25 protein-coding genes and 1 pseudogene are annotated in these 23,655 nt (G+C 73.2%); 8 read left to right on the forward strand and 18 right to left on the reverse strand.

The window, feature by feature from the left end; all coding sequences use genetic code 11:
• The first annotated feature begins 10 nt into the window (after nt 1-10).
• From J3P41_RS01660 to J3P41_RS01670, 3 genes are read left to right on the forward strand one after another with little or no spacing between them, the layout of a single operon-like run.
• Nucleotides 11-910, forward strand: coding sequence for a DMT family transporter (locus tag J3P41_RS01660; RefSeq protein ID WP_210648524.1), 900 nt, complete (start codon nt 11-13; stop codon nt 908-910).
• 58 nt (nt 911-968) lie between these two features.
• Nucleotides 969-2,033: a zinc ribbon domain-containing protein gene (locus J3P41_RS01665; protein ID WP_210648525.1), complete on the forward strand. Its 1,065-nt coding sequence runs from the start codon at nt 969-971 to the stop codon at nt 2,031-2,033.
• Between the two features lie 17 nt (nt 2,034-2,050).
• Nucleotides 2,051-2,554: a GNAT family N-acetyltransferase gene (locus J3P41_RS01670; protein WP_210648526.1), complete on the forward strand. Its 504-nt coding sequence runs from the start codon at nt 2,051-2,053 to the stop codon at nt 2,552-2,554.
• A 41-nt stretch (nt 2,555-2,595) separates the two neighbouring features.
• Here the strand turns inward: J3P41_RS01670 and J3P41_RS01675 are convergent, their stop codons facing one another.
• From J3P41_RS01675 to J3P41_RS01690, 4 genes are all read right to left on the reverse strand, one after another.
• Nucleotides 2,596-3,591, reverse strand: coding sequence for a low specificity L-threonine aldolase (locus tag J3P41_RS01675; RefSeq protein WP_210648527.1), 996 nt, complete (start codon nt 3,589-3,591; stop codon nt 2,596-2,598).
• Between the two features lie 88 nt (nt 3,592-3,679).
• Nucleotides 3,680-5,017 carry a class II 3-deoxy-7-phosphoheptulonate synthase gene (locus tag J3P41_RS01680; protein WP_210648528.1) on the reverse strand — a complete coding sequence of 446 codons (1,338 nt, stop codon included), beginning with the start codon at nt 5,015-5,017 and terminating at the stop codon, nt 3,680-3,682.
• Nucleotides 5,018-5,093: 76 nt separating this feature from the next.
• Nucleotides 5,094-6,452, reverse strand: coding sequence for a metallophosphoesterase (locus J3P41_RS01685; protein WP_210648529.1), 1,359 nt, complete (start codon nt 6,450-6,452; stop codon nt 5,094-5,096).
• A 62-nt stretch (nt 6,453-6,514) separates the two neighbouring features.
• Complete coding sequence (locus tag J3P41_RS01690) at nt 6,515-7,963, reverse strand: APC family permease (protein ID WP_210648530.1); 1,449 nt, start codon at nt 7,961-7,963, stop codon at nt 6,515-6,517.
• 147 nt (nt 7,964-8,110) lie between these two features.
• On the opposite strand from J3P41_RS01690, the gene J3P41_RS01695 reads away from it, so the two are divergent.
• Nucleotides 8,111-9,307 carry a pyrophosphate--fructose-6-phosphate 1-phosphotransferase gene (locus J3P41_RS01695; RefSeq protein WP_210648531.1) on the forward strand — a complete coding sequence of 399 codons (1,197 nt, stop codon included), beginning with the start codon at nt 8,111-8,113 and terminating at the stop codon, nt 9,305-9,307.
• 21 nt (nt 9,308-9,328) lie between these two features.
• On the opposite strand, the gene J3P41_RS01700 is transcribed toward J3P41_RS01695, so the two are convergent.
• On the reverse strand, nt 9,329-10,579 hold the full coding sequence (locus tag J3P41_RS01700) for an MFS transporter (RefSeq protein ID WP_210648532.1): 1,251 nt from the start codon (nt 10,577-10,579) through the stop codon (nt 9,329-9,331).
• A gap of 22 nt (nt 10,580-10,601) precedes the next feature.
• Between J3P41_RS01700 and J3P41_RS01705 the strand changes: the two genes are divergently transcribed.
• Together J3P41_RS01705 and glpK are read left to right on the forward strand one after the other, a co-directional pair.
• Nucleotides 10,602-11,450, forward strand: coding sequence for a DUF1028 domain-containing protein (locus tag J3P41_RS01705; RefSeq protein ID WP_210648533.1), 849 nt, complete (start codon nt 10,602-10,604; stop codon nt 11,448-11,450).
• Nucleotides 11,447-12,925 (forward strand): glycerol kinase GlpK, encoded by a 1,479-nt coding sequence (glpK, locus tag J3P41_RS01710; RefSeq protein ID WP_210648534.1) that lies wholly within the window; start codon nt 11,447-11,449, stop codon nt 12,923-12,925. The genes J3P41_RS01705 and glpK overlap by 4 nt, the downstream gene beginning before the upstream one ends.
• Nucleotides 12,926-12,934: 9 nt before the next feature.
• Here the strand turns inward: glpK and J3P41_RS01715 are convergent, their stop codons facing one another.
• The 8 genes from J3P41_RS01715 to J3P41_RS01750 all read right to left on the reverse strand — a co-directional run bounded on the left by J3P41_RS01715 (nt 12,935) and on the right by J3P41_RS01750 (nt 18,742).
• Entirely contained in the window at nt 12,935-13,240 is a 306-nt protein-coding gene (locus J3P41_RS01715; RefSeq protein ID WP_210648535.1) for a GNAT family N-acetyltransferase, read from the reverse strand.
• Nucleotides 13,241-13,338: 98 nt separating this feature from the next.
• Nucleotides 13,339-14,244: a hypothetical protein gene (locus tag J3P41_RS01720; protein ID WP_210648536.1), complete on the reverse strand. Its 906-nt coding sequence runs from the start codon at nt 14,242-14,244 to the stop codon at nt 13,339-13,341.
• Nucleotides 14,245-14,254: 10 nt separating this feature from the next.
• Nucleotides 14,255-14,698 carry a GNAT family N-acetyltransferase gene (locus J3P41_RS01725; protein ID WP_210648537.1) on the reverse strand — a complete coding sequence of 148 codons (444 nt, stop codon included), beginning with the start codon at nt 14,696-14,698 and terminating at the stop codon, nt 14,255-14,257.
• A 72-nt stretch (nt 14,699-14,770) separates the two neighbouring features.
• On the reverse strand, nt 14,771-15,424 hold the full coding sequence (locus tag J3P41_RS01730; protein ID WP_210649682.1) for a response regulator transcription factor: 654 nt from the start codon (nt 15,422-15,424) through the stop codon (nt 14,771-14,773).
• 42 nt (nt 15,425-15,466) lie between these two features.
• A complete protein-coding gene (locus tag J3P41_RS01735) occupies nt 15,467-15,982 on the reverse strand; it encodes a flavin reductase family protein (protein WP_210648538.1) in 516 nt (171 codons plus the stop codon).
• A 13-nt stretch (nt 15,983-15,995) separates the two neighbouring features.
• Entirely contained in the window at nt 15,996-17,051 is a 1,056-nt protein-coding gene (macS, locus tag J3P41_RS01740; RefSeq protein ID WP_374192857.1) for a MacS family sensor histidine kinase, read from the reverse strand.
• 95 nt (nt 17,052-17,146) lie between these two features.
• Nucleotides 17,147-17,920 (reverse strand): 1-acyl-sn-glycerol-3-phosphate acyltransferase, encoded by a 774-nt coding sequence (locus tag J3P41_RS01745; protein ID WP_210648539.1) that lies wholly within the window; start codon nt 17,918-17,920, stop codon nt 17,147-17,149.
• Nucleotides 17,921-17,929: 9 nt separating this feature from the next.
• The gene (locus tag J3P41_RS01750; RefSeq protein ID WP_307861780.1) at nt 17,930-18,742 is read right to left on the reverse strand and encodes an alpha/beta fold hydrolase; all 813 of its coding nucleotides are present in this window, start codon (nt 18,740-18,742) and stop codon (nt 17,930-17,932) included.
• Between the two features lie 93 nt (nt 18,743-18,835).
• Between J3P41_RS01750 and J3P41_RS01755 the strand changes: the two genes are divergently transcribed.
• Complete coding sequence (locus J3P41_RS01755) at nt 18,836-19,306, forward strand: hypothetical protein (RefSeq protein ID WP_210648540.1); 471 nt, start codon at nt 18,836-18,838, stop codon at nt 19,304-19,306.
• A 27-nt stretch (nt 19,307-19,333) separates the two neighbouring features.
• Nucleotides 19,334-20,575 (forward strand): TIGR00300 family protein, encoded by a 1,242-nt coding sequence (locus tag J3P41_RS01760; protein WP_210648541.1) that lies wholly within the window; start codon nt 19,334-19,336, stop codon nt 20,573-20,575.
• Here the strand turns inward: J3P41_RS01760 and J3P41_RS01765 are convergent, their stop codons facing one another.
• From J3P41_RS01765 to J3P41_RS01775, 5 genes and pseudogenes are all read right to left on the reverse strand, one after another.
• Nucleotides 20,576-21,538, reverse strand: a complete 963-nt coding sequence (locus J3P41_RS01765; protein WP_307861781.1) for an ROK family protein — start codon at nt 21,536-21,538, stop codon at nt 20,576-20,578.
• The gene (locus J3P41_RS18420) at nt 21,535-21,921 is read right to left on the reverse strand and encodes a hypothetical protein (RefSeq protein WP_246861422.1); all 387 of its coding nucleotides are present in this window, start codon (nt 21,919-21,921) and stop codon (nt 21,535-21,537) included. The genes J3P41_RS01765 and J3P41_RS18420 overlap by 4 nt, the downstream gene beginning before the upstream one ends.
• Nucleotides 21,918-22,172 (reverse strand): hypothetical protein, encoded by a 255-nt coding sequence (locus tag J3P41_RS19390; protein ID WP_374192869.1) that lies wholly within the window; start codon nt 22,170-22,172, stop codon nt 21,918-21,920. The genes J3P41_RS18420 and J3P41_RS19390 overlap by 4 nt, the downstream gene beginning before the upstream one ends.
• Nucleotides 22,173-22,274: 102 nt before the next feature.
• A pseudogene (locus J3P41_RS18430) lies at nt 22,275-23,116 on the reverse strand (ArsA family ATPase); the annotation flags it as partial.
• 14 nt (nt 23,117-23,130) lie between these two features.
• A complete protein-coding gene (locus tag J3P41_RS01775; RefSeq protein ID WP_210648543.1) occupies nt 23,131-23,568 on the reverse strand; it encodes an SRPBCC family protein in 438 nt (145 codons plus the stop codon).
• Nucleotides 23,569-23,655 lie beyond the last annotated feature (87 nt).

The following is a 23,655-nucleotide window of genomic DNA, read 5'->3' on the forward strand; positions in this document are numbered from 1 at the left end:
CCCTGCCCCCGTGCGACGCGAGCAGACCCGGCGTACGACGCTGCTGGCGGCCGTCGTCCTGCTCGCCCTCGCCGCATGCTGGGGCTCGACGTTCTTCCTGATCAAGGACCTGCTCGAACGGGTGCCGACGCTCGACTTCCTCGCGGTGCGCTTCACCATCGCCGCGGTGGTGCTGCTGGTCGTCGCGCCCCGAGCGCTCGGGCGCCTCTCCCCCGTGGTGCGTCGGCACGCGGTCGTGCTGGGCGTGCTCTACGGGCTCGCCCAGATCCTGCAGACGGCGGGGCTGGCGCACACGCCGGCGAGCGTCAGCGGCTTCGTCACCGGCCTGTACGTCGTCTGCACCCCGCTGCTCGCGGCGGCGATCCTGCGCACGCGGATCCCGCCGGTGACGTGGGCGGCCGTGCTGCTCGCCACAGCGGGTCTGGCCGTCCTCGCACTGCGCGGCTTCAGCATCGGCTACGGGGAGCTGATCACCCTGGCCTCGGCGGTGCTCTACGCGCTGCACATCGTCGGCCTCGGGGCGTGGTCGACCGCCCAGGACGCGCTCGGCATGACGATCCTGCAGGTCGTCGTGATCGCGCTGCTCTGCGGCGCCGCGACCGTGCACGACGGGGTCGAGCTCCCCGACCGTGCCTCCGACTGGGCCTCGGTGCTCTACATGGCCATCGTCGTGGGGGCGTTGGCGCTGCTCGCGCAGACGTGGGCGCAGGCGCACCTCCCGCCCACACGCAGTGCGATCCTGATGAGCATGGAGCCCGTCTTCGCCTCGCTCTTCGCCGTGTGGCTGGGCGGGGAGAGCGTCACCACCCGGCTCCTGCTGGGTGGCGGGATGGTCCTCGTCGCGATGCTGACCGTCGAGCTCGCGCCTCGGCGCGTCGTCGAGGGCGAGGTCCCGCACATCGCCGTCTGAGGGCGGCGACGCCGGCGAACCGGGCGACGCGAGGGCTCGGTCCCCCTATCGTGGGGTCGTGGACAGGTGCGTGGCGTGCGGGGCCGAGCTCGGCGTGGGCCGGTTCTGCCTCAACTGCGGGCACCTGATCGGGGCGCCGGTCCGCACCGCCGCTTCCCCTCCTCCCGTCGGCGCTCCGCCTGCTGGCCCGGTGCCCGCACCGCCGCCCGCCGAGCCGCCGCCCGCACCCCCGCCCGGACCGCCGTCCGAGGTGACCGCCGCGCCTGCTGCCGAGCGTGAGCCGGTGGGGCTGCCGGTACAGGCCGCCGACCCGACGCCCGTGGCCCCGGTGACCCCTCTCGAGCCGACACCGGAGCGGTGGGACCCGCGCGAGGAGCTGCTCCCCTACGAGGAGGTCGACGACCCTCGCGCCGACGACCCGCTGCCCGGCCGGGCGTGGATCGCCTGGGTGGTCGGCGCCGTCGCGCTCGTCGCGCTGGTGCTCGTGCTGCTGCGGGTCTTCGCCTCCGACGGTGACGACGTCGCCACGGAGCCCACCGAGACGGCCACGTCCCCCGCGAGCAGCGAGCCGGCACCCGAGGACACCACCGATGCATCGGAGGAGGCGGCTCCGGAGCCCTCGGCCGCCCCGACAGGGGTCGGGCAGCCTCTCGACCTCGCCACCACGGCGACGTTCGAGGTGCCGGGCACGGCTCCGCCCACCACCGACTTCGACGGCGCACTGGTGGCCTACGAGGCGAGCCAGATGCACGACGGGCTCCCGAGCACCACGTGGCGCACGGCGGGCGACGCGACGGGGCAGAGCATCACGATCACCCTCGCCGAGCCGGCCGTCGTCAGCCGGGTCGGACTCGTCAACGGCTACGCCAAGCAGGTCGCGGGCGTGGACTGGTACCCGAACAACCGCCGCGTCCTCGCCGTGACCTGGACCTTCGAGGACGGCACCGCGGTCACCCAGACCCTCACCGAGCGACCCATGATGCAGCTGATCGACGTCACCCCGACCCGGACGAGCACGATCACCCTCACGCTGGACTCCGTGACGCCTCCCGGCGCCGGCGAGCTCGGACGCGACTACACGGCGATCAGCGAGGTCTCCATCGTCGGTCGCCGGGCCGGCTGAGGCACGCGCGACGCGTCATGCCACGCACCCTGATCGCCCGGATCGACGACGAGCAGTCCCGCCGGCTGGCGGTCGGCGTCTGGCAGGCGGCGCGGCTCGCGACGGGCCGCACACCCTCGCCCGGCCGGCTCGAGCGGGTCGCGGTCAGGCTGGCGGACGCGACCAGCCGCTCCAGCTCCGGCGCCGTGGCGCTGCTCGCCCACTACGGCGAGCGCCCCGCAGGCATGCTGCTCGCGGAGACGTACGTCGACGACCACGGACCGGAGGCCTCGACCGGTCACCTGTCCATGGTGCTCGTCGATCCGGCGCTGTGGGGATGCGGGGTCGCGAGCGCCCTGGTGCGTGCCGTCCAGCGCGGTGACGAGGGGCCCGGCTGGCGGCGGCTGTCGGTCTGGGTACGCGAGACCGACCGGCGCGCGCGCCGGCTCTACACGGCGCGCGGTTTCGGGGTCACGGGCGAGCGGTCCACCCTCCACGAGGGCGAGGTCATCGACCGGTGGGAGTGGCGCGGCCAGCCCTGAGACCGGTGCCGACGACGTGCGGACGCGGGGACCGCCGTGCGTCAGCCGAGCCGGGCAAGCACCGCGGCCGCCCGATCGGCGTCGGCCCGCGTGACGTCGAGGTGGGTGACCACCCGGACGGCCCGCGGCCCCACCGCGGCGATGCGGACGCCCTCCTCGGCGGCTGCGGCGACGAACGCCGGCGCGTCGGGACGGTCGACCACGACGATGTTGGTGTCCACCGTCGCCGGATCCAGCCCCAGGGCCTCGCCCAGCAGCCGCGCGTGCTCGTGGTCGTCGGCCAGCCGCTCGACGTGGTGGTCGAGGGCGTACGCCCCTGCCGCCGCGAGCACCCCGACCTGACGCATGCCACCACCCATCCGCTTGCGGCGGACCCGCGCCTGGGCGATCGCGTCGGCCGAGCCGACCATCAGCGATCCGATCGGCGCTCCGAGGCCCTTGGACAGGCAGACCGCCAGCACGTCGGCGATGCGGCCGTAGTCGACCAGCGGCGTCCCGGTCGCGACGTGGGCGTTCCACAGCCGGGCGCCGTCGAGGTGGATCCGGGTGCCCTTCTCGTCCGCCCAGGCGCGCAGCGCGCGGAGGTCGTCGAGCGGCAGGACCGCGCCTCCGGCGAAGTTGTGTGTGTTCTCGACCGACACCGCAGCGGTGCGCACGAAGAACGGGCCCATGTCCGGCGCGTACAGGCGGTCGATCGCGGGAAGGTCGACCTGACCGCGCTCGTGCGTCCAGGTGCGCATGGTGAGGCCCGTGATGGCGCCGTGGGCGCCGAGCTCGGCGCGGGCGATGTGGGCGGACGACTCGCACAGCACCTCCTCGCCGGGCGAGACGACCGAGGCCACGGCCAGGACGTTGGCCATCGACCCCGTCGGCGTGAACAGCGCCGCCTCGTGGCCGAACATGCCGGCGACCCGCTCCTCCAGCGCCGCGACCGTCGGATCCTCGCCGTAGACGTCGTCGCCGACCTCCGCGCGAGCCATCGCCTCGCGCATCGCGTCGGTGGGTCGGGTCAAGGTGTCGGAGCGCAGGTCGATCACGCGCCGAACCTACCCTCCGCCACCTGCGAGCGGTGGCGGAGGTACGAGCGGCTCGGCAGCGCCCGCTCGCAGGCGCGCGGTCGCTGCCTCAGGCCTTGCGGAGCATCTCGGCGACGAGGAACGCCAGCTCGAGCGACTGCACGCGGTTGAGCCGCGGGTCGCAGACCGACTCGTAGCGGTGGGCGAGCCCCACCTCGTCGATCTCCTCGCCGCCGCCGACGCACTCGGTGACGTCGTCGCCGGTGAGCTCGACGTGGACGCCTCCGGGCCACGTGCCGAGGCTGCGGTGGACGTCGAAGAAGCCCTGGACCTCGTCGATCACGTCGTCGAAGCGGCGGGTCTTGTAGCCCGAGGACGCCTCGAAGGTGTTGCCGTGCATCGGGTCGCAGACCCACGCCACGTTGACGCCCTCGGCGCTCACCTTCTCCACCAGTGCCGGCAGCCCGTCGCGGATCTTGCCGGCCCCGAAGCGGGTGATGAAGGTGAGCCGGCCGGGGGTGTTGTCCGGGTTGAGGCGCCCGGCGTAGGCGAGGGCGTCGTCCGGAGTCGTCGTCGGGCCGAGCTTGATGCCGATCGGGTTCTTGATCCGCGACAGCAGCTCGACGTGCGGCCCGTCCAGCTGGCGGGTGCGCTCGCCGATCCACACGAAGTGCGCCGAGACGTTGTAGGGCTGGTCGGTCCGCGAGTCGATGCGGGTCAGGGCCTGCTCGTACTCCAGCAGCAGCGCCTCGTGGCTGGAGTGGAAGTCGACGCGGTGGAACTCGTCGGGGTCGGCGCCGATCGCCTTCATGAACGTGAGGGCGCGCTCGATCTCGTCGGCCATCGCCTCGTAGCGCTGCCCGAAGGGCGAGCTCTGCACGAAGTCGGTGTTCCACGTGTGCACCTGGCGCAGGTCGGCGTAGCCGCCGGTGACGAAGGCGCGGACGAGGTTGAGCGTGGCGGCGGAGGAGTTGTAGACCTCGACCAGCCGCTGGGGGTTTGGGATCCGCGCCTCGGCGGTGAAGTCGTAGCCGTTGACCGCGTCGCCGCGGTAGGCCGGCAGGGTGACGCCGTCGCGGGTCTCCTCGTCGGAGCTGCGCGGCTTGGCGTACTGGCCGGCGAGCCGGCCGAGCTTGACGACCGGCACGGAGGCGGCGTACGTCAGCACGACCGCCATCTGCAGCAGCACCCGCAGCTTGTTGCGGACGTTGTCGGCGGTCACGCCGGCGAAGGTCTCCGCGCAGTCACCGCCCTGCAGGAGGAAGGCCTCGCCGCGGGTGACCGCGGCGATCTTCTCGGTGAGGTCGTCGCACTCGCCCGCGAAGACGAGCGGCGGCGCGGTCCTCAGTCGGGCGACGGCGGCGTCGACGGCCCCGGCGTCGGGGTAGGTCGGCTGCTGCTTGGGCCCGAGCGCGTGCAGCTGCTCGAGGGTGGGGATGGCACTCACCCGTCAAGGGTACGGCGCCCGCGCGGCCACACCCGAACCGTGACCGCCCGCTGAACGCCACGGCACCGCACGCGCGTCAGGACCGCGGCTCGAGGACGCCCTCCGCGTCCTCGACCCGCAGCCCGCCCGACCCGGTCCGGCGGGCGACGAGCGTGCCGGTGACGATCGAGGGACGGGGGTAGCTGATGTGTGCCGGCGCACCCTGGCGCGAGGTGGTCCACAGCCGGTCGTCGTAGCCGATCTCGCCGCGGAACTGGTGGTTCTCCAAGACGAGCTGGTCGGCCGTCGCCTGGCCCAGGACGTAGGACGCCTCACCTCGGTAGAACAGCGAGCCGTGGGAGACCGCGAGGATGCCGTCGTGCTCCTCGACCGTCTGGTCGTGCACCTCGCCGCTGAGGTAGACGTCGACGCCGCCCTCGACCATGGTGCGCCAGAGCTCCGAGCGCAGCCCCTCCTCGTAGACCAGGCGACTGGAGTTGCGCACCCGCACGTCGCCGGTCATCGGGGTGTGTCCCTGCACGAGCACCCACGGCACCTCGTCCTCGCGCGCGCGCCGCAGCACGCCGCGCAGCCACGACAGCTGGGCGGGGTCGACCGACATGTGCACGTCTCCCCCGCGCCGCTCGAACACGTCGAGCGTCACCAGCAGGACGTGGGCATCGAGGCGCACGGCGTACGCCGTCTCGCGGGCCGGCCCCCGGCGCGGCCGGTCGCGGAAGCGTGGGGATCCGTCGGCACGGGTCAGAGCCTGGTCGGCGAAGAGCCGCTTGAACTGCGGCACGTGGCGGCGCTTGAAGTCGACCCACGCGTCGCGGCGACGGGTGCGCCAGGGATCGTCGCCGACCTCGTGGTCCCCGACCGCCGGATACGTCCGCAGGCCGTGCGCGCGGAAGCGCTCGTGCCAGGCCGGGTAGTACACCGCCGCGGCGCGGCGCCAGGCGCGCAGGCGCTGCGCGTCGGTGCGCACCGGACCGAAGACACCCGTGCGCGAGTCGTCACGACCCCACCGGCCCTCGACGAGGTCGCCCGCGACGAGCACGTCGTCGGTGCCGTGGGAGGCCATCTCGGTGATCACGTGGTCCAGCGCGGCTTCGTACTCGTCGTTGGTGGAGTTGACCGCTTCGCCGGTGGCCGGGTCGACGACCTCTCGTCCACCTCCGGCGGTGAGGTGCGCGACGTCCTGGTTGAGGAAGTCGGGCGCCGAGACGAACCGGTAGGCCCCCGGCAGCTGGGGGGCGCCGGGCACCGGCGGTCGCTCGGTCGGTCCCCGCTCCAGTGCCGGCTCGGGTCCGGCGGGCGACGTGGCGACGGTCGGGGCCGTGCGGTCGTCCCCGGGCGTCGCGTGGGCCCCGGGCGAGGGCCGGACGACGGAGGAGCATCCCAGCGCCGAGGCGACCAGCACCGCGAGGAAGGCCCCCAGGGGTCGTCGTGTCACCGGGCAACCGTAGACGGACGCGCCCGCCCGAGCGGGACGCGGCCGCCCGTGTCGCTGCCGGCTCAGTCCTCGAGGTGCTCGATGTCGCGGAACCCGGTCTTCTTCGCCCGGACGCCGCGGTTCGTCATCCAGGTCAGCGCCCACAGCACGACCCCGACGGCGAGCAGCCCGGCTGCGATCTTGTACTGCACCATGTCGGCCTCCAGGCGTGCCCAGGGTCCGAGGAGGTAGCCGCAGCACAGGGCTCTCACGACCGGCAGCAGGCCCGGGGCGCGGAAGGCGCCGTCGGGCGCCGGGTCGCGGCGCAGGACCAGGCAGGCGACGTTGACGAGGGTGAACACCGCCAGCAGCAGCAGGGCCGTCGTGCCGGAGAGGGCCGACACCACCGACGACTCGGCGTCGAGCGTGACGACGGTGATCAGGGCGAGGGCGAGCACCGTGGTGAAGAGGATCGCCGTCCAGGGCGAGCGGCGGCCGGGCAGGACCTTGCTCAGCGAGCGCGGCAGCACGTCCTGGCGGGCCATGCCGTAGATCAGCCGGCTCGCCATCAGCATGTTGATCAGCGCGGTGTTGGCGACCGCGAAGACCGTCAGGAACGGGAAGAGGGTGTCGATCGGCAGGTCCGGCGCACCGACCCTCACCACGTCGAGCAGGATGCCGGCCTCGGCGTTGGTGGGCTCCGCGATCTGGCCGGCGGGGATCACGGCCACGACGGAGATCGCGACGAGCATGTAGATCAGCACCGCGATGCCCAGACCGGTGAGCATCATCCGCGGGAAGATGCGCACCGGATCCTTGGTCTCCTCGACCATGTTGACCGAGTCCTCGAAGCCCACCATCGAGAAGAACGCGATCGCGGTCGCGATCGTGACCGCCATGAACAGGCCTTTGTCGTCGGGACTCTCGAACACGGTGACCCGTCCCAGGTCGCCGTCGCCCCTGGCCACCACCCAGATCCCGATCCCGATGACGATGGCGAGCGCGGTCATCTCCACGATCGTCAGCAGCACGTTGAACTTCACGCTCTCCCCCACGCCGCGCAGGTTGATCGCGGCCAGCACGACCATGAACAGCAGCGCCGTGGTCAGCGTCGCGGCCGCGCTCGGCTCGTCGTTGCCGAACCCGATCAGCAGGTTGGCGGCCAGCAGGTTGGAGGACGTGGACGCGCTGGTGACTCCGGAGCACACGACCGTGAAGGCCACGAGGAAGGTGACGAAGTGGACCCCGAACGCCTTGTGCGTGTAGAGCGCGGCGCCCGCCGCCTGCGGGTACTTGGTGACGAGCTCGAGGTAGGAGAAGGCGGTGACCGTGGCGACCGCGAAGGCGACGAGGAACGGCAGCCACGCGACGCCGCCCACCTGCCCGGCGAGCTTGCCCGTTACGGCGTACACACCGGCCCCGAGGATGTCGCCGACGATGAAGAGCAGCAGGAGCTTGGGCCCGAGCACCCGCTTGAGCTCGGTGTCCCCTGGTCCGTCGACGTCCTGCCGGGCGGCTGCTGTGGCGCTCATGGGAACTCCCCTCGTCGGTCCGTGGAAAGCACGGTTCTGCCTCACAATGGCCCCGCGCCGACCGGTCAGGCAACCGCCGCGCCGAGCGAGGCACGGGCGCCGCCGACGCCCTTTCCGACTTGGATCGATCCAACTACGCTGTCGCCCATGCCGAAGCGTGTTGCCCTGCTGACCGCGGGCGGGTACGCCCCCTGCCTGTCCTCCGCCGTGGGCGCCCTGATCGAGACCTACGACGCCACCGACCCCGAGATCGAGCTGATCGCCTACAAGCACGGCTACCACGGTCTGCTCACCGGCAACACCGTCGTGATCGGGCCTGAGGAGCGTGCCGGTGCGTCGCTGCTGCACCGCTACGGCGGCAGCCCGATCGGCAACAGCCGCGTCAAGCTCACCAACGACGACGACTGCCGCAAGCGCGGGCTCATCAGGGAGGGCGAGACGGCGCTCGAGGTCGCCGCGGCGCGCCTGCAGGCCGACGGCGTGGACGTGCTGCACACGATCGGCGGCGACGACACCAACACCGCGGCGGCCGACCTGGCGGCGTACCTCCGCACCCAGGGGTCCGAGCTCACCGTCGTCGGCCTGCCCAAGACCATCGACAACGACATCGTGCCGATCCGGCAGAGCCTCGGCGCGCTCACCGCTGCCCAGGAGGCCTCGCGCTTCGCCCAGCACGTGCTGGCCGAGCACGGCTCCAACCCGCGCATGCTCATCGTGCACGAGGTGATGGGCCGCGCCAGCGGCTGGCTGACGGCCGCGGCGGCGCGCGACTACATGGCCTGGCACGCCGAGCAGCAGTGGCTGCCCGGCATCGGCCTGGACCCGCGCCGCTGGGCGATCCACGCCGTCTACGTGCCCGAGCGCGGCATCGACCTGGCCGCGGAGGCTCGCCGACTGCGGGAGGTGATGGACGAGATCGGGTGCGTGAACATCTTCCTCGCCGAGGGCGCGGGCGTCGACGACATCGTCGCCGAGCTCGAGGCGGCCGGCGAGACCGTGGGGCGCGACCCGTTCGGCCACGTCAAGATCGACACCATCGACCCGGGCCGCTACTTCGCCGACCGGTTCGCCGGCGAGATCGGCGCGGAGAAGCAGATGGTGCAGAAGTCCGGCTACTTCTCCCGCTCCGCCCCGGCCAACGACACCGACCTGGCGCTGATCCGCGAGATGGCCGAGCTCGCCGTCAGCTGCGCCCTCGAGGGCCGTCCGGGAGTCATCGGGCACGACGAGGACCACGGCGACGAGCTGCGCGCGATCGAGTTCGAGCGCATCGCCGGTCACAAGCCCTTCGACGCCTCGCAGGCGTGGTTCACCGACCTGCTGGCAGGCATCGGCCAGGTGTGACGCCTGGGCGGCCCGGGCCGCCTACTCGACCTCGCTCCGGTCCTCCTGGGGCGAGCGGTCCGTGACCCGGGCAGCGGCCGCCGGCAGCACCCGCGGCAGGGTCTGCAGGTACGCCGCGCTGGCGAGCGCGACGAGGGCGAGCACCCACCACAGCGTCGTCTCGCCGCGGGCGAGCAGCCACGTGTACGCCACGGGCGTGACCGCGCCGCCGATCCCCCAGCTGAGCTGGAACAGGCCGAGGTAGCGACCGCGCAGGTGGTCGGGCGCGGCCTCGGCGGCGGTCGCGCTGAAGACCGGCCCGCCGGCGAGCTCGCCGCCGGTGTAGACCGCCGCCCCGACCAGCATCACCACCACCGCCAGCCAGACCGGCAACCAGCCGGCCACCACGAACATCGCGTAGCTGGCCACGAACACCACCTGCGCCAGCCCCATCATCCGGGCGCGCACACGCCCGGTCATCCGGCGTACGACGAGTCCCTGTCCGAGGCCGACGAGCGCCGTGTTGAGGGTGAAGATCGCGCCGACCACCCAGCCGGGGAGGTCGATGTTCTCGGCGGCGTAGACGGGCAGCGCGAAGTTGAGCACCATCATCCCGGCCACGAACCCGAACTGCCCGAGCACCAGCCGGAGGTAGGGGCCGTCCCTCAGGACCACCGCCCAGCCCTCGACCGGGGCGTCGTCGGCACGCGCCACGCGGTGGTCGGGCACGTCCAGCAGCAGGACGAACGCCACCACGAACGTCACCGCGTTGACCACGACCACCGACTGGAAGGCGCCGTCGGTGCCGACCTGCAGCGCGACCCCGGCGAGCACCCCGCCGACGGAGTAGCCCAGGTTGCGGACCGCCTGGAGGAAGCCGAACCACAGCTCGCGCTCGCCGGGCGCGGAGATCGCCGTGACGACGTTGCCGAAGGACCCCCAGAAGGACTGGCGCCCGAGGTTGAGCAGGGCGGTCCACAGCGCGACCGCCACGAGCGCGTCGGCCCACAGGTAGGCGACCATGCCGACGGCCTGCAGCAGGTTGCCCGCCAGCATCATCTGGCGGGGACCGAACCGGTCCACCAGGCTGCCGATGACGAAGGCGCCGGGCATGGTGAGCAGCGCGGACAGTGACAGCGCCGAGCCGATCTGCACCAGCGACAGGTCGGTCATCGCCAGGAAGTAGAGCAGCGTGATCGGCATGAACAGGCCGCTGCCGACGGTGTCGGCCACGATGGCGGCGACGAAGCGTCGGTGCTCCCCCACGCGCGGGAAGCCGAGTCGGGTGAGCACGGACTCACACTAGGGTCGAGGCATGACATTCTCGATCGTGGCCCGCTCCGACGACGGCGAGTCCTGGGGCGTCGCCGTCGCCTCGAAGTTCCTCGCCGTCGGGTCGGCCGTGCCCGCCGCCGCAGCCGGGGTCGGCGCCATCGCCACCCAGGCCGACGCCAACCTCGCCTACAAGTACCTCGGGCTGGCCCACCTCGACGACGGCGCCACCGCACAGGTCGCGCTCGACCGCCTCGTGGAGGAGGACGAGGGACGCGAGCACCGTCAGGCGGGCATCGTCGACTCCGACGGCAACGCCGCCACCTGGACCGGCGCCGAGTGCTTCGCCTGGGCGGGCGGGCGCACCGGTCGCAGCGGCGAGCGCGGCGGCTACGCCGTGCAGGGCAACATCCTCACCGGCCCGGAGGTCGTGGAGGCGATGGAGGCCGCCTGGCTGGCCACCACCGACCAGCCGGTCGAGCGCCGCCTGCTCGCCGCCCTGGCGGCCGGCGACCAGGCCGGCGGCGACAGCCGGGGCCGTCAGTCGGCGGCCCTGCTCGTGGTCCGCGAGGGTGCCGGCTACGGCGGTCACGACGACGTCGCCGTGGACCTGCGCGTCGACGACCACGCCGACCCCGTCACCGAGCTGGCTCGGCTCGTGGACCTCAACGAGCTCTACCTCACCGCCTCCACGCCCGAGGAGCGGGTGCCCGTCGACGACGCGCTGATGATCGAGCTGGAGGCGCTGGCCAAGGCCGACGGCAAGGACAGCTTTCACATGTGGGTGGGCTCGGAGAACTACGAGATGCGCGTGGACTCCGGGGCCCGACCGGCCTGGATCGACCGGCGGATCCTGCAGATCATCCGGGGCGCGGGAGGGAGCGGGGCGTGAGCATCCTGGCGATCGACGCCGGCACCACCGGCGTCACGGCCGTCGTCGTCACCCCCGACGGCCGCATCCAGGCCACGGGCTACCAGGAGTTCCGCCAGCACTTCCCACGACCGGGCTGGGTGGAGCACTCGGCGGAGGAGATCTGGCAGGCCACGCTCGAGGCCACCCGCGACGTGCTCGACCGCGTCGACCGGTCCGAGCTCACGGCCATCGGCATCACCAACCAGCGCGAGACGGTCGTGCTGTGGGACCGGGAGACCCTCGGGTCGCCGCGGCGCGCGATCGTGTGGCAGGACCGGCGTACGTCGGACATCTGTGACCGGCTGCGCGCGGAGGGTCACGAGGACCGCGTCGCCGAGCTGACCGGGCTGCGGCTCGACCCCTACTTCTCCGGCACCAAGCTGATGTGGCTGGCCGAGCACGAGCCGCACACGTGGGCGCTGGTGGAGTCGGGCAGGTACGCGGTCGGCACCGTCGACTCCTACCTCGTCGCCCGGATGACCCGCGGCACCTGGCACGTCACCGACGTCTCCAACGCCTGCCGCACCCTGCTCTTCGACCTCGAGGCCGGCGACTGGTCCGACGAGCTCTGCTCGCTGTTCGGCGTGCCTCGCGACGCGCTGCCCGAGCTGGTGCCCAACTGGGGCGAGGTCGCACCCAGCGACCCCGCCGTCTTCCTCGGCCTGTCGCTCCCGATCGCCGGGATCGCGGGCGACCAGCAGTCCGCGCTGTTCGGACAGACCTGCTTCGAGGAGGGCGAGTCCAAGTGCACCTACGGCACCGGCTCCTTCATCCTCACCAACACCGGCGGCTCGGTCCTGCGCAGCGACGCCGGCCTGCTGTCCACGGCCGCCTGGCGCTCCCCCGGCGGCGAGATGACGTACGCCCTCGAGGGCGCCATCTTCGTGACCGGATCGGCGGTGCAGTGGCTGCGCGACGGTCTCCAGATCGTCGGCAGCGCCGCCGAGACGGCGGCCATCGCGCAGACGGTCGACGACACCGACGGCGTCGTGTTCGTTCCGGCGCTGACGGGCCTCGGCGCACCGCACTGGGACCCGCACGCGCGCGGCATGATCATCGGCATCACCCGGGGCACCACGCGCGCCCACCTCGTCCGGGCCACCCTCGAGGCCATCGCCTTCGAGGTGCGCGACGTGCTCGAGACGCTGCCCGAGCTCACCACCCTGCGGGTGGACGGCGGGGCCGCGGCCAACGACCTGCTCTGCCAGTTCCAGGCCGACCAGGTCGGCCGGGCCGTGGAGCGTCCGGAGATCGTCGAGACGACCGCCCTCGGGGCCGCCTTCCTGGCCGGGCTGGGCACGGGCGTGTGGGACTCGACCGACGCCCTGCGCGACACGTGGTCCCTCGACCGGCGGTTCGAGCCGGGCGGCGACCGAGCGGCGCTGGACGCGTCGTACGCCCGCTGGAGCGAGGCGGTGCAGCGCTCGCAGGGCTGGACGACCGCCGGGGAGTGACCGCTCGGGTCAGTCGGTGACCCTGCTCGGCGGGCGGCGGTAGTCCAGGTCGGCGTACTCGGGGTGGCGCGTCATGTAGGACTGGACGAACGGGCAGATCGGCAGCACGCGCAGACCGAGACCTCGCACGTGGTCGAGCGCCTCCCGGACCAGTGCGCCGCCCACGCCCTGTCCCTCCAGCGACGGGTCCACCTCGGTGTGGGTGAACACGACCAGCTCCGCGGTCCTCTGGTAGGCCGCGAAGCCGACGACCGCGCCGTCCACCGCTGCCTCGAACCGCTCACGCTCGGGTACGTCGACCACCTGCACGCTCACGACAGATCCTCCTCACGATGTCGTCGCCGCCCGGAGGTCCCGCCGGCTCGCGACGCTCGAACCTAGCAGCGCCCGCCGGTGCTCGTGTCGAACGGCCGTCACAGCCGCTCGCGAGCCTCCCGCGCCGCCTCGACCTCGGCCTGCGCCTCGCTGACCGCCTCCTCCGCCTCGGCCTGGGCCGCCTCGGCCTCGCCGAGCTCGTCGTCGACCTCCTCGAGCGTGTCCTCGAGGGCGGCGATCTGGCTGCGCAGCTCGTCGATCTCGGACTGGATCTGCAGCGTCCTGGCCTGCAGCTTCTCCACCGCGCGGCGGCTGGCGCGGTGCTCCTTCTCGGCGTCCTTGAGCAGCGCCTTCGCGTCGGCTACCCGCTCGTCGGCGGCGGCGCGGGCCTTCGCGTCGGCGTCGGGGTCCGGTACGACGCGCAGCTGCGGCCGTTTCGCCGGTGCCGTCGTCTCGGCGGGTCGCGCCTTCGCGCTGAACCCGAGCGCCTCGGGCAACGCGACGGCACCGCTCAGGTCGAGGTCGCCCAGACCGGTGGCGGAGAGTGCCGTGACCAGCAGGCCGCTCCGCACGGCGCGGGCCGCGTCAGGCTCGAGCATCGCGGCGGTCAGGGTCGCCTCGACCTGGTCCGCGACGGACTCGGTCGTGCGCACACCCTCCTCGCGCGCCACCCGCCGCGCAGCCGTGGTGACCGAGGCGGTGAGCTGGCGGCGCTGCTTGGTGAACTCGCGCAGCTGGGTGGCGTCGAGGTTCTCCTGGGCGTCGCGCAGCGCCTCGCCGACGGCGAGGAGCTGGTCGACCTGGTCGGGGTCGCGGCGGACCAGCAAATTGACGACCCAGGCGGCCACCGACGCCTTCCGCAGCCCCTTGATGGAGCTCGCCAGCGCCTTGTCCGCCTTGTGCTCCTTGACCAGCGCGTCGCGTGCCGGCGTGAAGTCCGCCAGCGGCAGGGCGTAGAGGTCGTCGGCGATCTCCAGCAGCGGGTCGGAGCTCTTCGCGGACATGCCCTCGATCCTAGGGAGCCGCGTACTCGAGCTCGGTCGGATACGGCGGCCAGGGGCACTCCTGGGTCACCCCGCTCGGCCGCCAGCCGAGCGACTCGTAGAGCCCGCGGCCTCGCCGGTTGTCCTCCAGCACCCACAGCCGGCGGGCCCCCGCAGCCTCCGCCCGCCGGAAGCCCTCGCGCCCCAGTCCCACACTCCAGTGGTCGGGTCGCACGGCCAGGTGCCGCAGCGACGTCCCGTCGTGGGCCGTGAACGCGACCAGGCCCTGCGCGTCCTCGACCACCTCGACCACCACGCCCGGGTCGTCGAGCAGCAGCACCCACCGGGCCAGCACGTCGTCGTCGGGGTACGGCAGGTCCCCGAACACGTGGGCGAGCCCCGCCCGGCTCGCGACCCGCTCCAGGTCGCGCAGCGCGACGGCGTCGGCCTGGGTGGCACGGCGCCAGGTCGTCATGGGCGTCCCGCCTCGTCCCCGCGCCGGAGCGAGGCCTGCGTCCGCCGGCACTCGGCGGCACTGACGCCTGTGTCAGTCACCGTCGCCGTCACCGTCCAGACCGTGCGCGATCGCCCAGCGGGTGAGCTGGACGCGGTTGTTCATCTGCAGCTTGCGCAGGGTGTTCTGGACGTGGTTCTGCACGGTGCGGTGCGAGAGCACCAGCCGGCTCGCGATCTGCTTGTAGCTCATGCCCGTCGCGACCATCCTGAGGATCTCGGTCTCCCGCTCGGTCAGCTGGTCCCGGGGGTCGTCGCCGGGTCCGTCCGCCACCCGGCGGAACTCGCCCAGCACGAGGCCGGCGAGGCCGGGCGTGAACACCGCGTCGCCGTCGGCGACCCGGGTCACCGCCTCGACGAGCTCGGCGCTCGACGCGGACTTCACGAGGTAGCCGGTCGCGCCGGCCTTGATCGCGTCGAGCACGTCGGCCTGCTCCCCGCTGGCCGAGAGGATCAGCACCCGCGCCGTCGGGTCGTGCTCGAGCATCATCGAGGTGATCTGGACGCCGCTGAGGTCCGGCAGCTGCAGGTCGAGGACGACGACCTGGGGAGCGGCGGCGGGGAACCGGGCCATCGCCTCACGACCGTTGGACGCGACGGCCACGACCTGGTGACCCGCGGCTTGGAGGTCGCGCTCCACGGCATCGCGCCACATGGGGTGGTCGTCGACCACCATCACCCTGACCATCACGCCCCCAGGCTCCCTCGGTTGGGTGGCATCGTAGACCGGTCAGTGACCCGGCGGACGGTACCGACCGCGTCGGTGCACGAGCGGCTGGTCGTCGTCTCCGACCACCAGGTCGCGCACCACGGCGGTGACGAGGCGCGACCAGCCGACCGCTGCGTCCGACTCCACCTCGATGGTGCCCCATGTCGCGGCGTGTGCCAGGCGGGGTCCGTGGTCGGTCGCCACCCAGCGCGTCATCCGCCACGGGCCTCCCGGCGCCGGCGCGGTGCCGGCGAAGGCGTCGGCCAGGTCGCGGTCCTCCCATGCCAACAGCTGCAGCACGCCGCGTCCCGTCGCGAGGAGCACGTCGGTGAGGTCGGCGTCGGGGTCCAGGAGGGCCAGCACCCGTCCCTGCTCACCTCCGGCGACCATCCAGGACGAGACCGTGAGGCCGGCGCGCTGCTCCTCGCCGCCCGCGGTCCACAGCGAGACGGTGCTGCCGAGGCGCCCGCGCAGGCGGCGGACGGGGTCCCGGTCCCCCTCCGGCTCGAGGAACGGGTGGGTGGTGTGGATGGTCACGCCACCAGGCTAGTCACGCGAGCGGGACGGTCAGCTCCCACTCGGTGCCCCACGTCCCGGTCGCCACGGTCGCGGTGCCGCCGAGGTCGGCGATGCGGCCCCGGATCGAGGACGCCACGCCCAGCCGGCCCTGGGCCTCGGCCTCCTCCAACCGGCCCGCGGCGATCCCCGGGCCGTCGTCGCGGACCGAGACCGTGATGGCGTCCGGAGCCGCCTGAACCAGCACCCACGCGGTCGCCGCGGGTCCGACGTGGACCAGGACGTTGTCCAGACAGGCCCGCACGGCCGCCACGGTCTCCGACGCGACCCTCTCGTCCACCGGGACGGTGCCACCGGGGGTGGCGACCTCCACCCGGAGCGGATGGGCGGTCGCCATCGCCTCCAGTGCCCCCGCCAGGTCCACCTGACCGCCCGCAGCCGCGGACACGGTGTCCTGCTGACGGATGAGCGAGCGCAGGCTGCGCTCCTGCTCGCCGGCCAGGCGCCCGAGCTCGGCCCACTCCCCGCCAGCAGCCGCACCCCTGCGCTGGACGAGCGCCAGCACCTGCAGCACGCCGTCGTGGACGGCGCGCGCCAGCCGGGTCCGCTCCTGCGCCGCCGCGGCCGCACGCTCCGCCGCGTCACGCTCGCGCGCCATCCGCTGCAGCGACGCGCACAGGTAGCCCACGACCGGGCCACCGACGAGGACCAGGAAGACGTTGCCGTAGTTGCCCTGGTCGACGTCCGTGCGCGGCACCAGGTCTGCGGCGGCGACGAGTGCCGCGGCGACCAGACCGCCACGCCAGTGCCAGTGGACGGCCCACGCGAGCAGCGGCCCGATCACCCAGAACCCCGGGATCGTGGCGTCGAAGCCCTCGGACTTGACCCACGGCGTCGCCGCCACGGCCGCGAGCGCGACCGCCAGGTCGGCGACCAGCAGCGGCGTCGTACGCCGGCCGCGGTCGGAGTAGAGCCAGGTCGCCACGGCCGTCCACGCCACCAGGACGAGCACGATCGCCAGGGCGACGTCGGGCTGCTGGAAGCTGTCGCGGCGGTAGGCGTTGAGGCCCACCATGTTGACGGTCACCACGACCCGCACGATCGCCAGCGCGGCGTACAGCCGGTCCTCGACGGCGAGCGCCGAGTCCGCCCGCGGCGTGCGCGCCGCCGGGTCCTGGTGGCTGCTCAGGACGCCTTCTGCTCCGGCCCGTCGCCGGCCTCGGCGCCCTCGGCCTGCTCGGCAGCGGCGCGCTTGGCCCTGTCCTTGGCCTCCTTGTCGAGCGCCTTGTCGAGCTCCTTGGCCTTGCTCGCGTAGATGTCGACGTACTCCTGGCCGGACAGGCGCATGATCTCGTACATGATCTCGTCGGTGATCGAGCGGAGGATGTAGCGGTCGTTCTCCATGCCCTCGTAGCGGGAGAAGTCGAGCGGCTTGCCGAAGCGCACGACCGGGCGCGTCCAGGTGCCGTAGATCTTGCCGTTCGGCGCGACCACGTCGGTGCCGACCACCGCGCACGGGATGACGGGGGCGCCCGACTCGAGGGCGAGCCGGGCCACGCCCGTCTTGCCGCGGTAGAGCCGGCCGTCGTGGGAGCGGGTGCCCTCGGGGTAGATGCCGAACAGGTCGCCCGCGGCGAGGATCTTCATCGCCGACTTCATCGCGCCCTCGGCGGCGTTGGCCCCGGACCGGTCGATGGGCACCTGGCCGGCGCCGGAGAAGAACTTCTTCTGGAACCAGCCCTTGATCCCGGGGCTGGTGAAGTACTCGGCCTTGGCGACGAAGGTGACGCGGCGGTTGAGCGTCAGCGGCATGAAGAGCCAGTCGGCGTACGACAGGTGGTTGCTCGCGAGGATCGCGGCTCCCTGCTCGGGCACGTTGTCCACGCCGTAGGCCTTGGGACGGAAGACCAGTCGCAGCACGGGGCCGAGGGCGATCCACTTGAGGAACCAATAGAGCACGGTGTGAGCCTAGCCCTGAGCGGCCGCGGTGACGCGCTCGATGAACTGCGCCGACTCGGCGAAGATGCGCGGAGCGTCGTTGTCGAGGGTGGCGACGTGGTAGCTGTCGGCCAGGACCCGTTCCTCAAAGTCCCTCGACGACAGCCCGGCGTGGAGTGCCCGGGAGCTGGAGATGTCGACGACGTGGTCCTCCGCGGAGCGGAAGGACAGCACCGGGACGGTGATCCTCGGCAGGTCGCGACGCAGGTCGGCGTAGCCGGCGAACATCGACGCGGCCGCCTTCAACGGCGTCGTGGGATAGCCGTGCTCGTCCGCGCCGGGCTTCTTGATGTCGTTGGCGATCCCGGGCAGGCCCGGGACCAGGTGCTTGAGCGCCGGCAGCAGCCTGACGTCCTTGCGGAGCGTGTCGACGGCTGCGTTGACGATGACGATGCCCGCGAGGTCGTCGCCGCGATCGGCGGCCAGTCGCAGGCACAGCGCCCCGCCCATGGACAGCCCGACGGCCACGACCGCGTCGTTCTCCGCCGCGAGCTTGTCGACGGCGCTCCCCACGGTCGCCACCCAGTCGGCCCAGGTGACCTTGTTGAGGTCCTGCCAGCGGGTGCCGTGGCCGGGCAGCAGCGGCATCTCGACGGCGTACCCGCGCGCGGCGAGGTCCTCGGCCCAGGGCCGCATGGACGCGGGGTTGCCGGTGAAGCCGTGCTGCACGAGCACCCCGACGCGCCGCCCGCCGGTGAGCTCCGGTCGGGCCCCCGTGGACATCGGCGCCACCAGGGCCGGATCGAGCGGCGCGGTCGGCGCGCCGCGGAACGGGATCCTCACGCGCCCAGTCTGCACCACCGGAGAGTCGTCCCTCGCGCGGCCGCGGGCCGTGCTCCCGCCGGGTCGGCACCACGGTCGGGCTACCGTGGTGTCGTGAGCCGCCCGGAGGACGAGAGCCGCACCGAGCAGGCGTGGCGCGAGATCGTGGAGCACTACGGCGAGCGCCCCGTCCTCGACGACGAGCCGGCCGGTGACGATGCGGACGCCGCGGTCCCCGAGCCCGACCCCGAGCCCGGGTCCTTCCTGGCCCGGGAGCGCCAGGACGTCGCGGACGAGGATCCCGATGCGGACGACGACGTCCGCGACGAGGTGCCGTCGGTCGAGCGGTTCCGCCCGCCGCCCGCTCCACCGTTCCCCCGCCCCCGCACGTGGGAGCGCGGCGTGGCCTGGGCCGGGATCTTCCTGGCGCCCGCCGTCGCCCTGGTCATCGGGCTCTTCTCCGTCCCCGTCCCCGCAGTCGTCGGATGGGCGCTGGTGGCGTGGTTCGTCGGCGGGTTCCTCTACCTCGTGCGGGAGATGCCGCGGTCTCCGCGCGACCCCTGGGACGACGGGTCGCGCATCTGACCCGTGGGGCCCGATAGGGTCGCGGCCGTGGGAGCGCGGGAGACGGTCGAGCTCACCGGGCATCTCATGGACAGCGGGATCCTGTCGCGGGTGCTCGACGACATCCGCGACTACGGCGGCGACTACGTCATCGACCGGTTCGACGTCGGTCACGACGCCACCGACGCGAGCAGTGCCCGCATCACCGTGCACGCGGAGGACGACGCGTCCCTGCAGCGGCTCCTGATGCGGCTGCAGGCCCGCGGCGTCAACCAGCTCGACCCCGGCGAGGCCGTCGTCGACACGGCCACCCAGGACGGGGTGCTGCCCGACGGGTTCTACGCCACGACCGACCTCGTCACGAGCGTGCGGCTCGGGGACACCTGGCACGACGTGGAGAACCCGGAGATGGACTGCGGGCTCGTCGTGGACGCCTCCTCCGGCCGGACGCGGGTGCGCACGGTCCCGATGTCCGAGGTACGGGCAGGCATGCGCATCGTGGTGGGGGCGACCGGAATCCGCGTGTCCCTGCCGGAAGCGGAGCTGAGCGGCCCGGCCGCGACCCTCGGCGGGGGCGACACCGCGGACCGACCTCAGGCCGTGGTCGTCAGACAGGTGGCCGACGACATGCGCCGCGCCCAGGACGACGGCAAGCGCCTGCTCTGGGTGGTGGGGTCGGGCGTGGTCCACACCGGGGCGGTCCCCGCGATGGTCGCGCTCATCGAGGCGGGCTTCGTCGACGTCCTCTTCGCCGGCAACGCCTTCGCGAGCCACGACATCGGGGTCGGGCTCGGTGGCGCCGCCACCGCGCTCGCCCGGTCGGACCTGTCCGCGCAGGCCGGCGAGCACGGGCACGAGCACCACGTCCGCGCGCTCAACACCGTCCGCAAGGTCGGCTCGATCGCCGGCGCCGTGGCCGACGGGCTGGTGACGAGCGGGATCATGCACGCGCTGGTCACCCACGACAGGCGATTCGTCCTCGTCGGCTCGGTCCGCGACGACGGACCGCTGCCCGACGTCCACACCGACGTCGTCGAGGGCCAGCGCGCCATGCGGGCCGAGGTCCACGACGTCGGCTACTGCCTGATGATGGCCACCCGGCTGCACTCGCTGGCCACCGGCAGCATCCTCCCGGCCTCCGTCCCCATCGTCTGCGTCGACCGGGACCCCGCCACCGTCACCAGGATCACCGACCGGGGCGCCAGCCGGGGACGCGGCGTCGTGACCGACGTCGGACTCTTCCTCGAGCGACTCGCGCTGGAGCTGGTGCCCGACCACCGGCGCGGCTGACTAGCGCTCGGCCCCCGTGACGAGGAGGGCCGCGCCGATCATGCCGGCCTGCGGGCCCGACCGTGCCGCGACGAGCTCGGGCACGACCCGGTGGGCGGCCCCCACGAGGGTGCGCTGCAGCGCGGCGCGCGCCGGCTCCAGCAGCCGGTCGCCGGCCGCCGAGACGCCGCCCCCGATCACGACGACCTCGGGGTCGAGGGCCGCGACCAGGCTGGCCGTGCCGATACCGAGCCAGTCGCCGACGGAACCGAACGCCCGCCGCGCGACGAGGTCGCCCTGCTCGGCGGCGGAGGTGACCATGGGACCGGTGACCCGATCTGGCGAGCCGGCGGTCATCTCCGCGAGCACCGACGGCTCCTCGGCCATGAGCGCGCGGGCGTTGCGGACCAGGGCGTTGCCGGACGAGTACTGCTCCCAGCAGCCTCTGCGGCCGCACTCGCACTCCTGGCCCCCGGGCACGACCTGCATGTGACCGAACTCGCCGGCCATGCCGTTGGCACCGCGCAGGACCCGGCCGTCGAGCAGCACCGCGCCCCCGATGCCGGTCCCCATGGTGATCACCAGCGCCGAGCCCGCCCCGCGAGCCGCGCCGTGGTGCGCCTCCGCGCGAGCGGCGCAGTTGGCGTCGTTGTCCAGCCGGACCTGACAACCGAGCCGGTCCTCGAGCAGCGCGCGCAGCGGCTCGCCCTGCCAGGGCAGGTGCGGCGCGAACATCACGCGCTCGCCGGAGGAGTCGACGAAGCCCGCCGCGGCGACCCCGACGCCGGCGAGCGGGCGACCGTCCGCCGACTCCAGGATCGCCCCCACCAGCGCGTCCTCCACCTGGCGGGTGCGGACCCGGCGCCCCGGAGTCGTACGCCGCGCGGTGTCGCTGACCCGGCCGGCCGCGTCGACCACGCCCGCCAGCACCTTGGTGCCACCGATGTCGACGCCCACGACGACACCCCGGTCGGACGGGCTCACTCGTCCTCGGGCCACGCGTCGTCGAGGTCGATGTGCTCCACACCCTCGCGCTCCGCGGGGCGGGGGGTCGCTGTCGCCATGACCGCTGCGGCGGCCTGAGCGAGCGACGTCACGGCCGAGGACAGGTGTGCCGTCACCTCCGGGCTCAGCTGCCGCACCGCGTGCACCGCTCGACACAGCGGGCAGACGGTGCACTCGGTCGAGCCGGTCGCGAGGTGCTCGTCGAGGTCGTGCGCGGACGCCGCGGCGTGCCCGGCAAGGTCGGACAACCCCTCCCCGGCTCCGCCCGCCTGCTCGCGGGCCCAGCCGGACAGGGCACCGAGGAGTCGCGCCGCCTCCTCTCCCAGCGACCCGACCTGGTCGTTCCGTCCCTCGTCGCTCACGTCGTCTCCTCGGGGCTGGCGGTCGGCGGGACATCGGGTGCGGCGAACCTCACCTGCAGCTCCCCGTCGTGCACGCGAGCTCCCGCCACGCGGTGCCGCGCCAGCCCGGAGGGCAGCGTCAGGAGGCGACGATACGACGCCACGGTCACCACGAGCTCGTCGCCCTTGCGCGCGAGACGTACGTCGTCGCGCGTGGCGAGCGGGAGCGGCACGGACAGCACCGCGCCGCCGGGACTCGACACGACGCTCATCGCGGGCCGACCCGCGCCGGGCGCCAGCGGGTCCGCGTCGGCGTACACCTGCCGCGCCAGGTCGAGCAGCTCGTCGTGGCCGACCGGCTCCCTGGCGCGGTAGGTGGAGGTTCGCAGGTCCAGGCCCGCGAAGGAGTCCGCCGCGTCGGCGAGGACCCTCCGCTGTGCCTCCACCCAGGTCGCGCGCCACGGGTCGGCACCGCCGTCGGGGAAGACGCGGTTCACCACCGCCGCGTCGACGGCGTAGCCGAAGAGCGTGAGGAAGGTGTAGGCGCGACGGGCCTCGGCCAGCACCACCGACTCCGGCGTCAGCACCAGACGCACCGAGGTCTCGGGTCGGTCAGCACAGCGCGTACGTCGTCGAGCCCGGCGTGCAGCCGCTCGATGGCGTCGAAGACCGGGTCCCCGGGCATGGGCACCCCAGCCGCACGGCTGAGCACCGGCTTGAGCGCCTTCACGACCCGGCGCTCGACCGGCAGCACGCGGGTCATGTACCAGCCCAGCGCCTCGGGCAGCGCGAGCAGCCGCAGGGTCTCGGCGGTCGGTGCGCAGTCCACCACCAGCACGTCCCACTCCCCCGAGCGTGCCTGCGCGCGCACCTCCAGCAGGGCGAGAACCTCTTCCGCGCCAGGGATCACGGTGAGCTCCTCGGCGGCGACCGGGTCGACGCCTGCGACGTCGAGCACCGCGAGCAGGTAGCCCTGGATGTCGCTCCACGACCGCTCGAACCGCTCTTGCGCGTTCACGTGCTGCAGCCATAGGTTCGGCGCCGCCGGGCTCGGCTCGCCGGTCGCGGGCACGTCCAGCGCGTCGGCGAGCGAGTGCGCGGCGTCGGTGGACAGCACGAGCGTGCGGTGGCCGGCCGCAGCACTGGCGCACGCCGTGGCAGCGGCCAGGGTGGACTTGCCGACCCCGCCCTTGCCGGTGAACAGCAGGATCCGCATGTCGGACCCGAGCGTCAGAGCGCCTCGACGCGCTTCTTGAGGCCCTTCAGCGCGGTGTCGATGAGGATCTTCTCCCCCTTGCGCTTCAGCATGCCGATGAGGGGGATGCTCACGTCGAGGGCCAGCCGGTAGGTCACCTCGGTGCTGCCGTCGCCCCGCTCGACGAGCGTGTACGCGCCGTCGAGCGCCTTGAGCATGTTGCCCTCGACGAGGGACCAGGTGACCTCCCGGTCGCCGTCCCAGTCGTAGGCAAGCGTGTACTCGTCCTTGATCGGCGAGACGTCGAGGGCGAAGTGGACCTGCTCGGCGCGGCCGTCGGCGCCTACCTCTCGGACCTGCGCCACCTGGACGCCCTTGGCCCACTCGGGATAGGACTCGAAGTCGGCGATGACGGCCATGACGCGGGCCGCCGGTGCGTCGACGGTGATCGACGAGGAGGTCTGTTCGGCCATGGCCGGAGCCTAGCCCACCGCACCGGGCGTGCTCGGGGAGCCGGGACGGGCGATAGCCTGCGCAACGCAGTCGACCGCTCGACCCAG

The organism is Nocardioides sp. SYSU D00065, from assembly GCF_017916425.1.
Lineage (GTDB): Bacteria > Actinomycetota > Actinomycetes > Propionibacteriales > Nocardioidaceae > Nocardioides.

Excerpts from the sequence above, each read along its gene's own strand:
- J3P41_RS01690 (WP_210648530.1), bottom strand. The coding sequence starts at position 7,963 with ATGAGCGCCACAGCAGCCGCCCGGCAGGACGTCGACGGACCAGGGGAC.
- J3P41_RS19390 (WP_374192869.1), bottom strand. The coding sequence starts at position 22,172 with ATGAGCGTCGTGTCGAGTCCCGGCGGCGCGGTGCTGTCCGTGCCGCTC.
- J3P41_RS01720 (WP_210648536.1), bottom strand. The coding sequence starts at position 14,244 with ATGTCCGCGAAGAGCTCCGACCCGCTGCTGGAGATCGCCGACGACCTC.
- J3P41_RS01725 (WP_210648537.1), bottom strand. The coding sequence starts at position 14,698 with ATGACGACCTGGCGCCGTGCCACCCAGGCCGACGCCGTCGCGCTGCGC.
- J3P41_RS01775 (WP_210648543.1), bottom strand. The coding sequence starts at position 23,568 with ATGGCCGAACAGACCTCCTCGTCGATCACCGTCGACGCACCGGCGGCC.
- J3P41_RS01695 (WP_210648531.1), top strand. The coding sequence starts at position 8,111 with ATGCCGAAGCGTGTTGCCCTGCTGACCGCGGGCGGGTACGCCCCCTGC.
- J3P41_RS01730 (WP_210649682.1), bottom strand. The coding sequence starts at position 15,424 with ATGGTCAGGGTGATGGTGGTCGACGACCACCCCATGTGGCGCGATGCC.
- J3P41_RS01670 (WP_210648526.1), top strand. The coding sequence starts at position 2,051 with ATGCCACGCACCCTGATCGCCCGGATCGACGACGAGCAGTCCCGCCGG.
- J3P41_RS01705 (WP_210648533.1), top strand. The coding sequence starts at position 10,602 with ATGACATTCTCGATCGTGGCCCGCTCCGACGACGGCGAGTCCTGGGGC.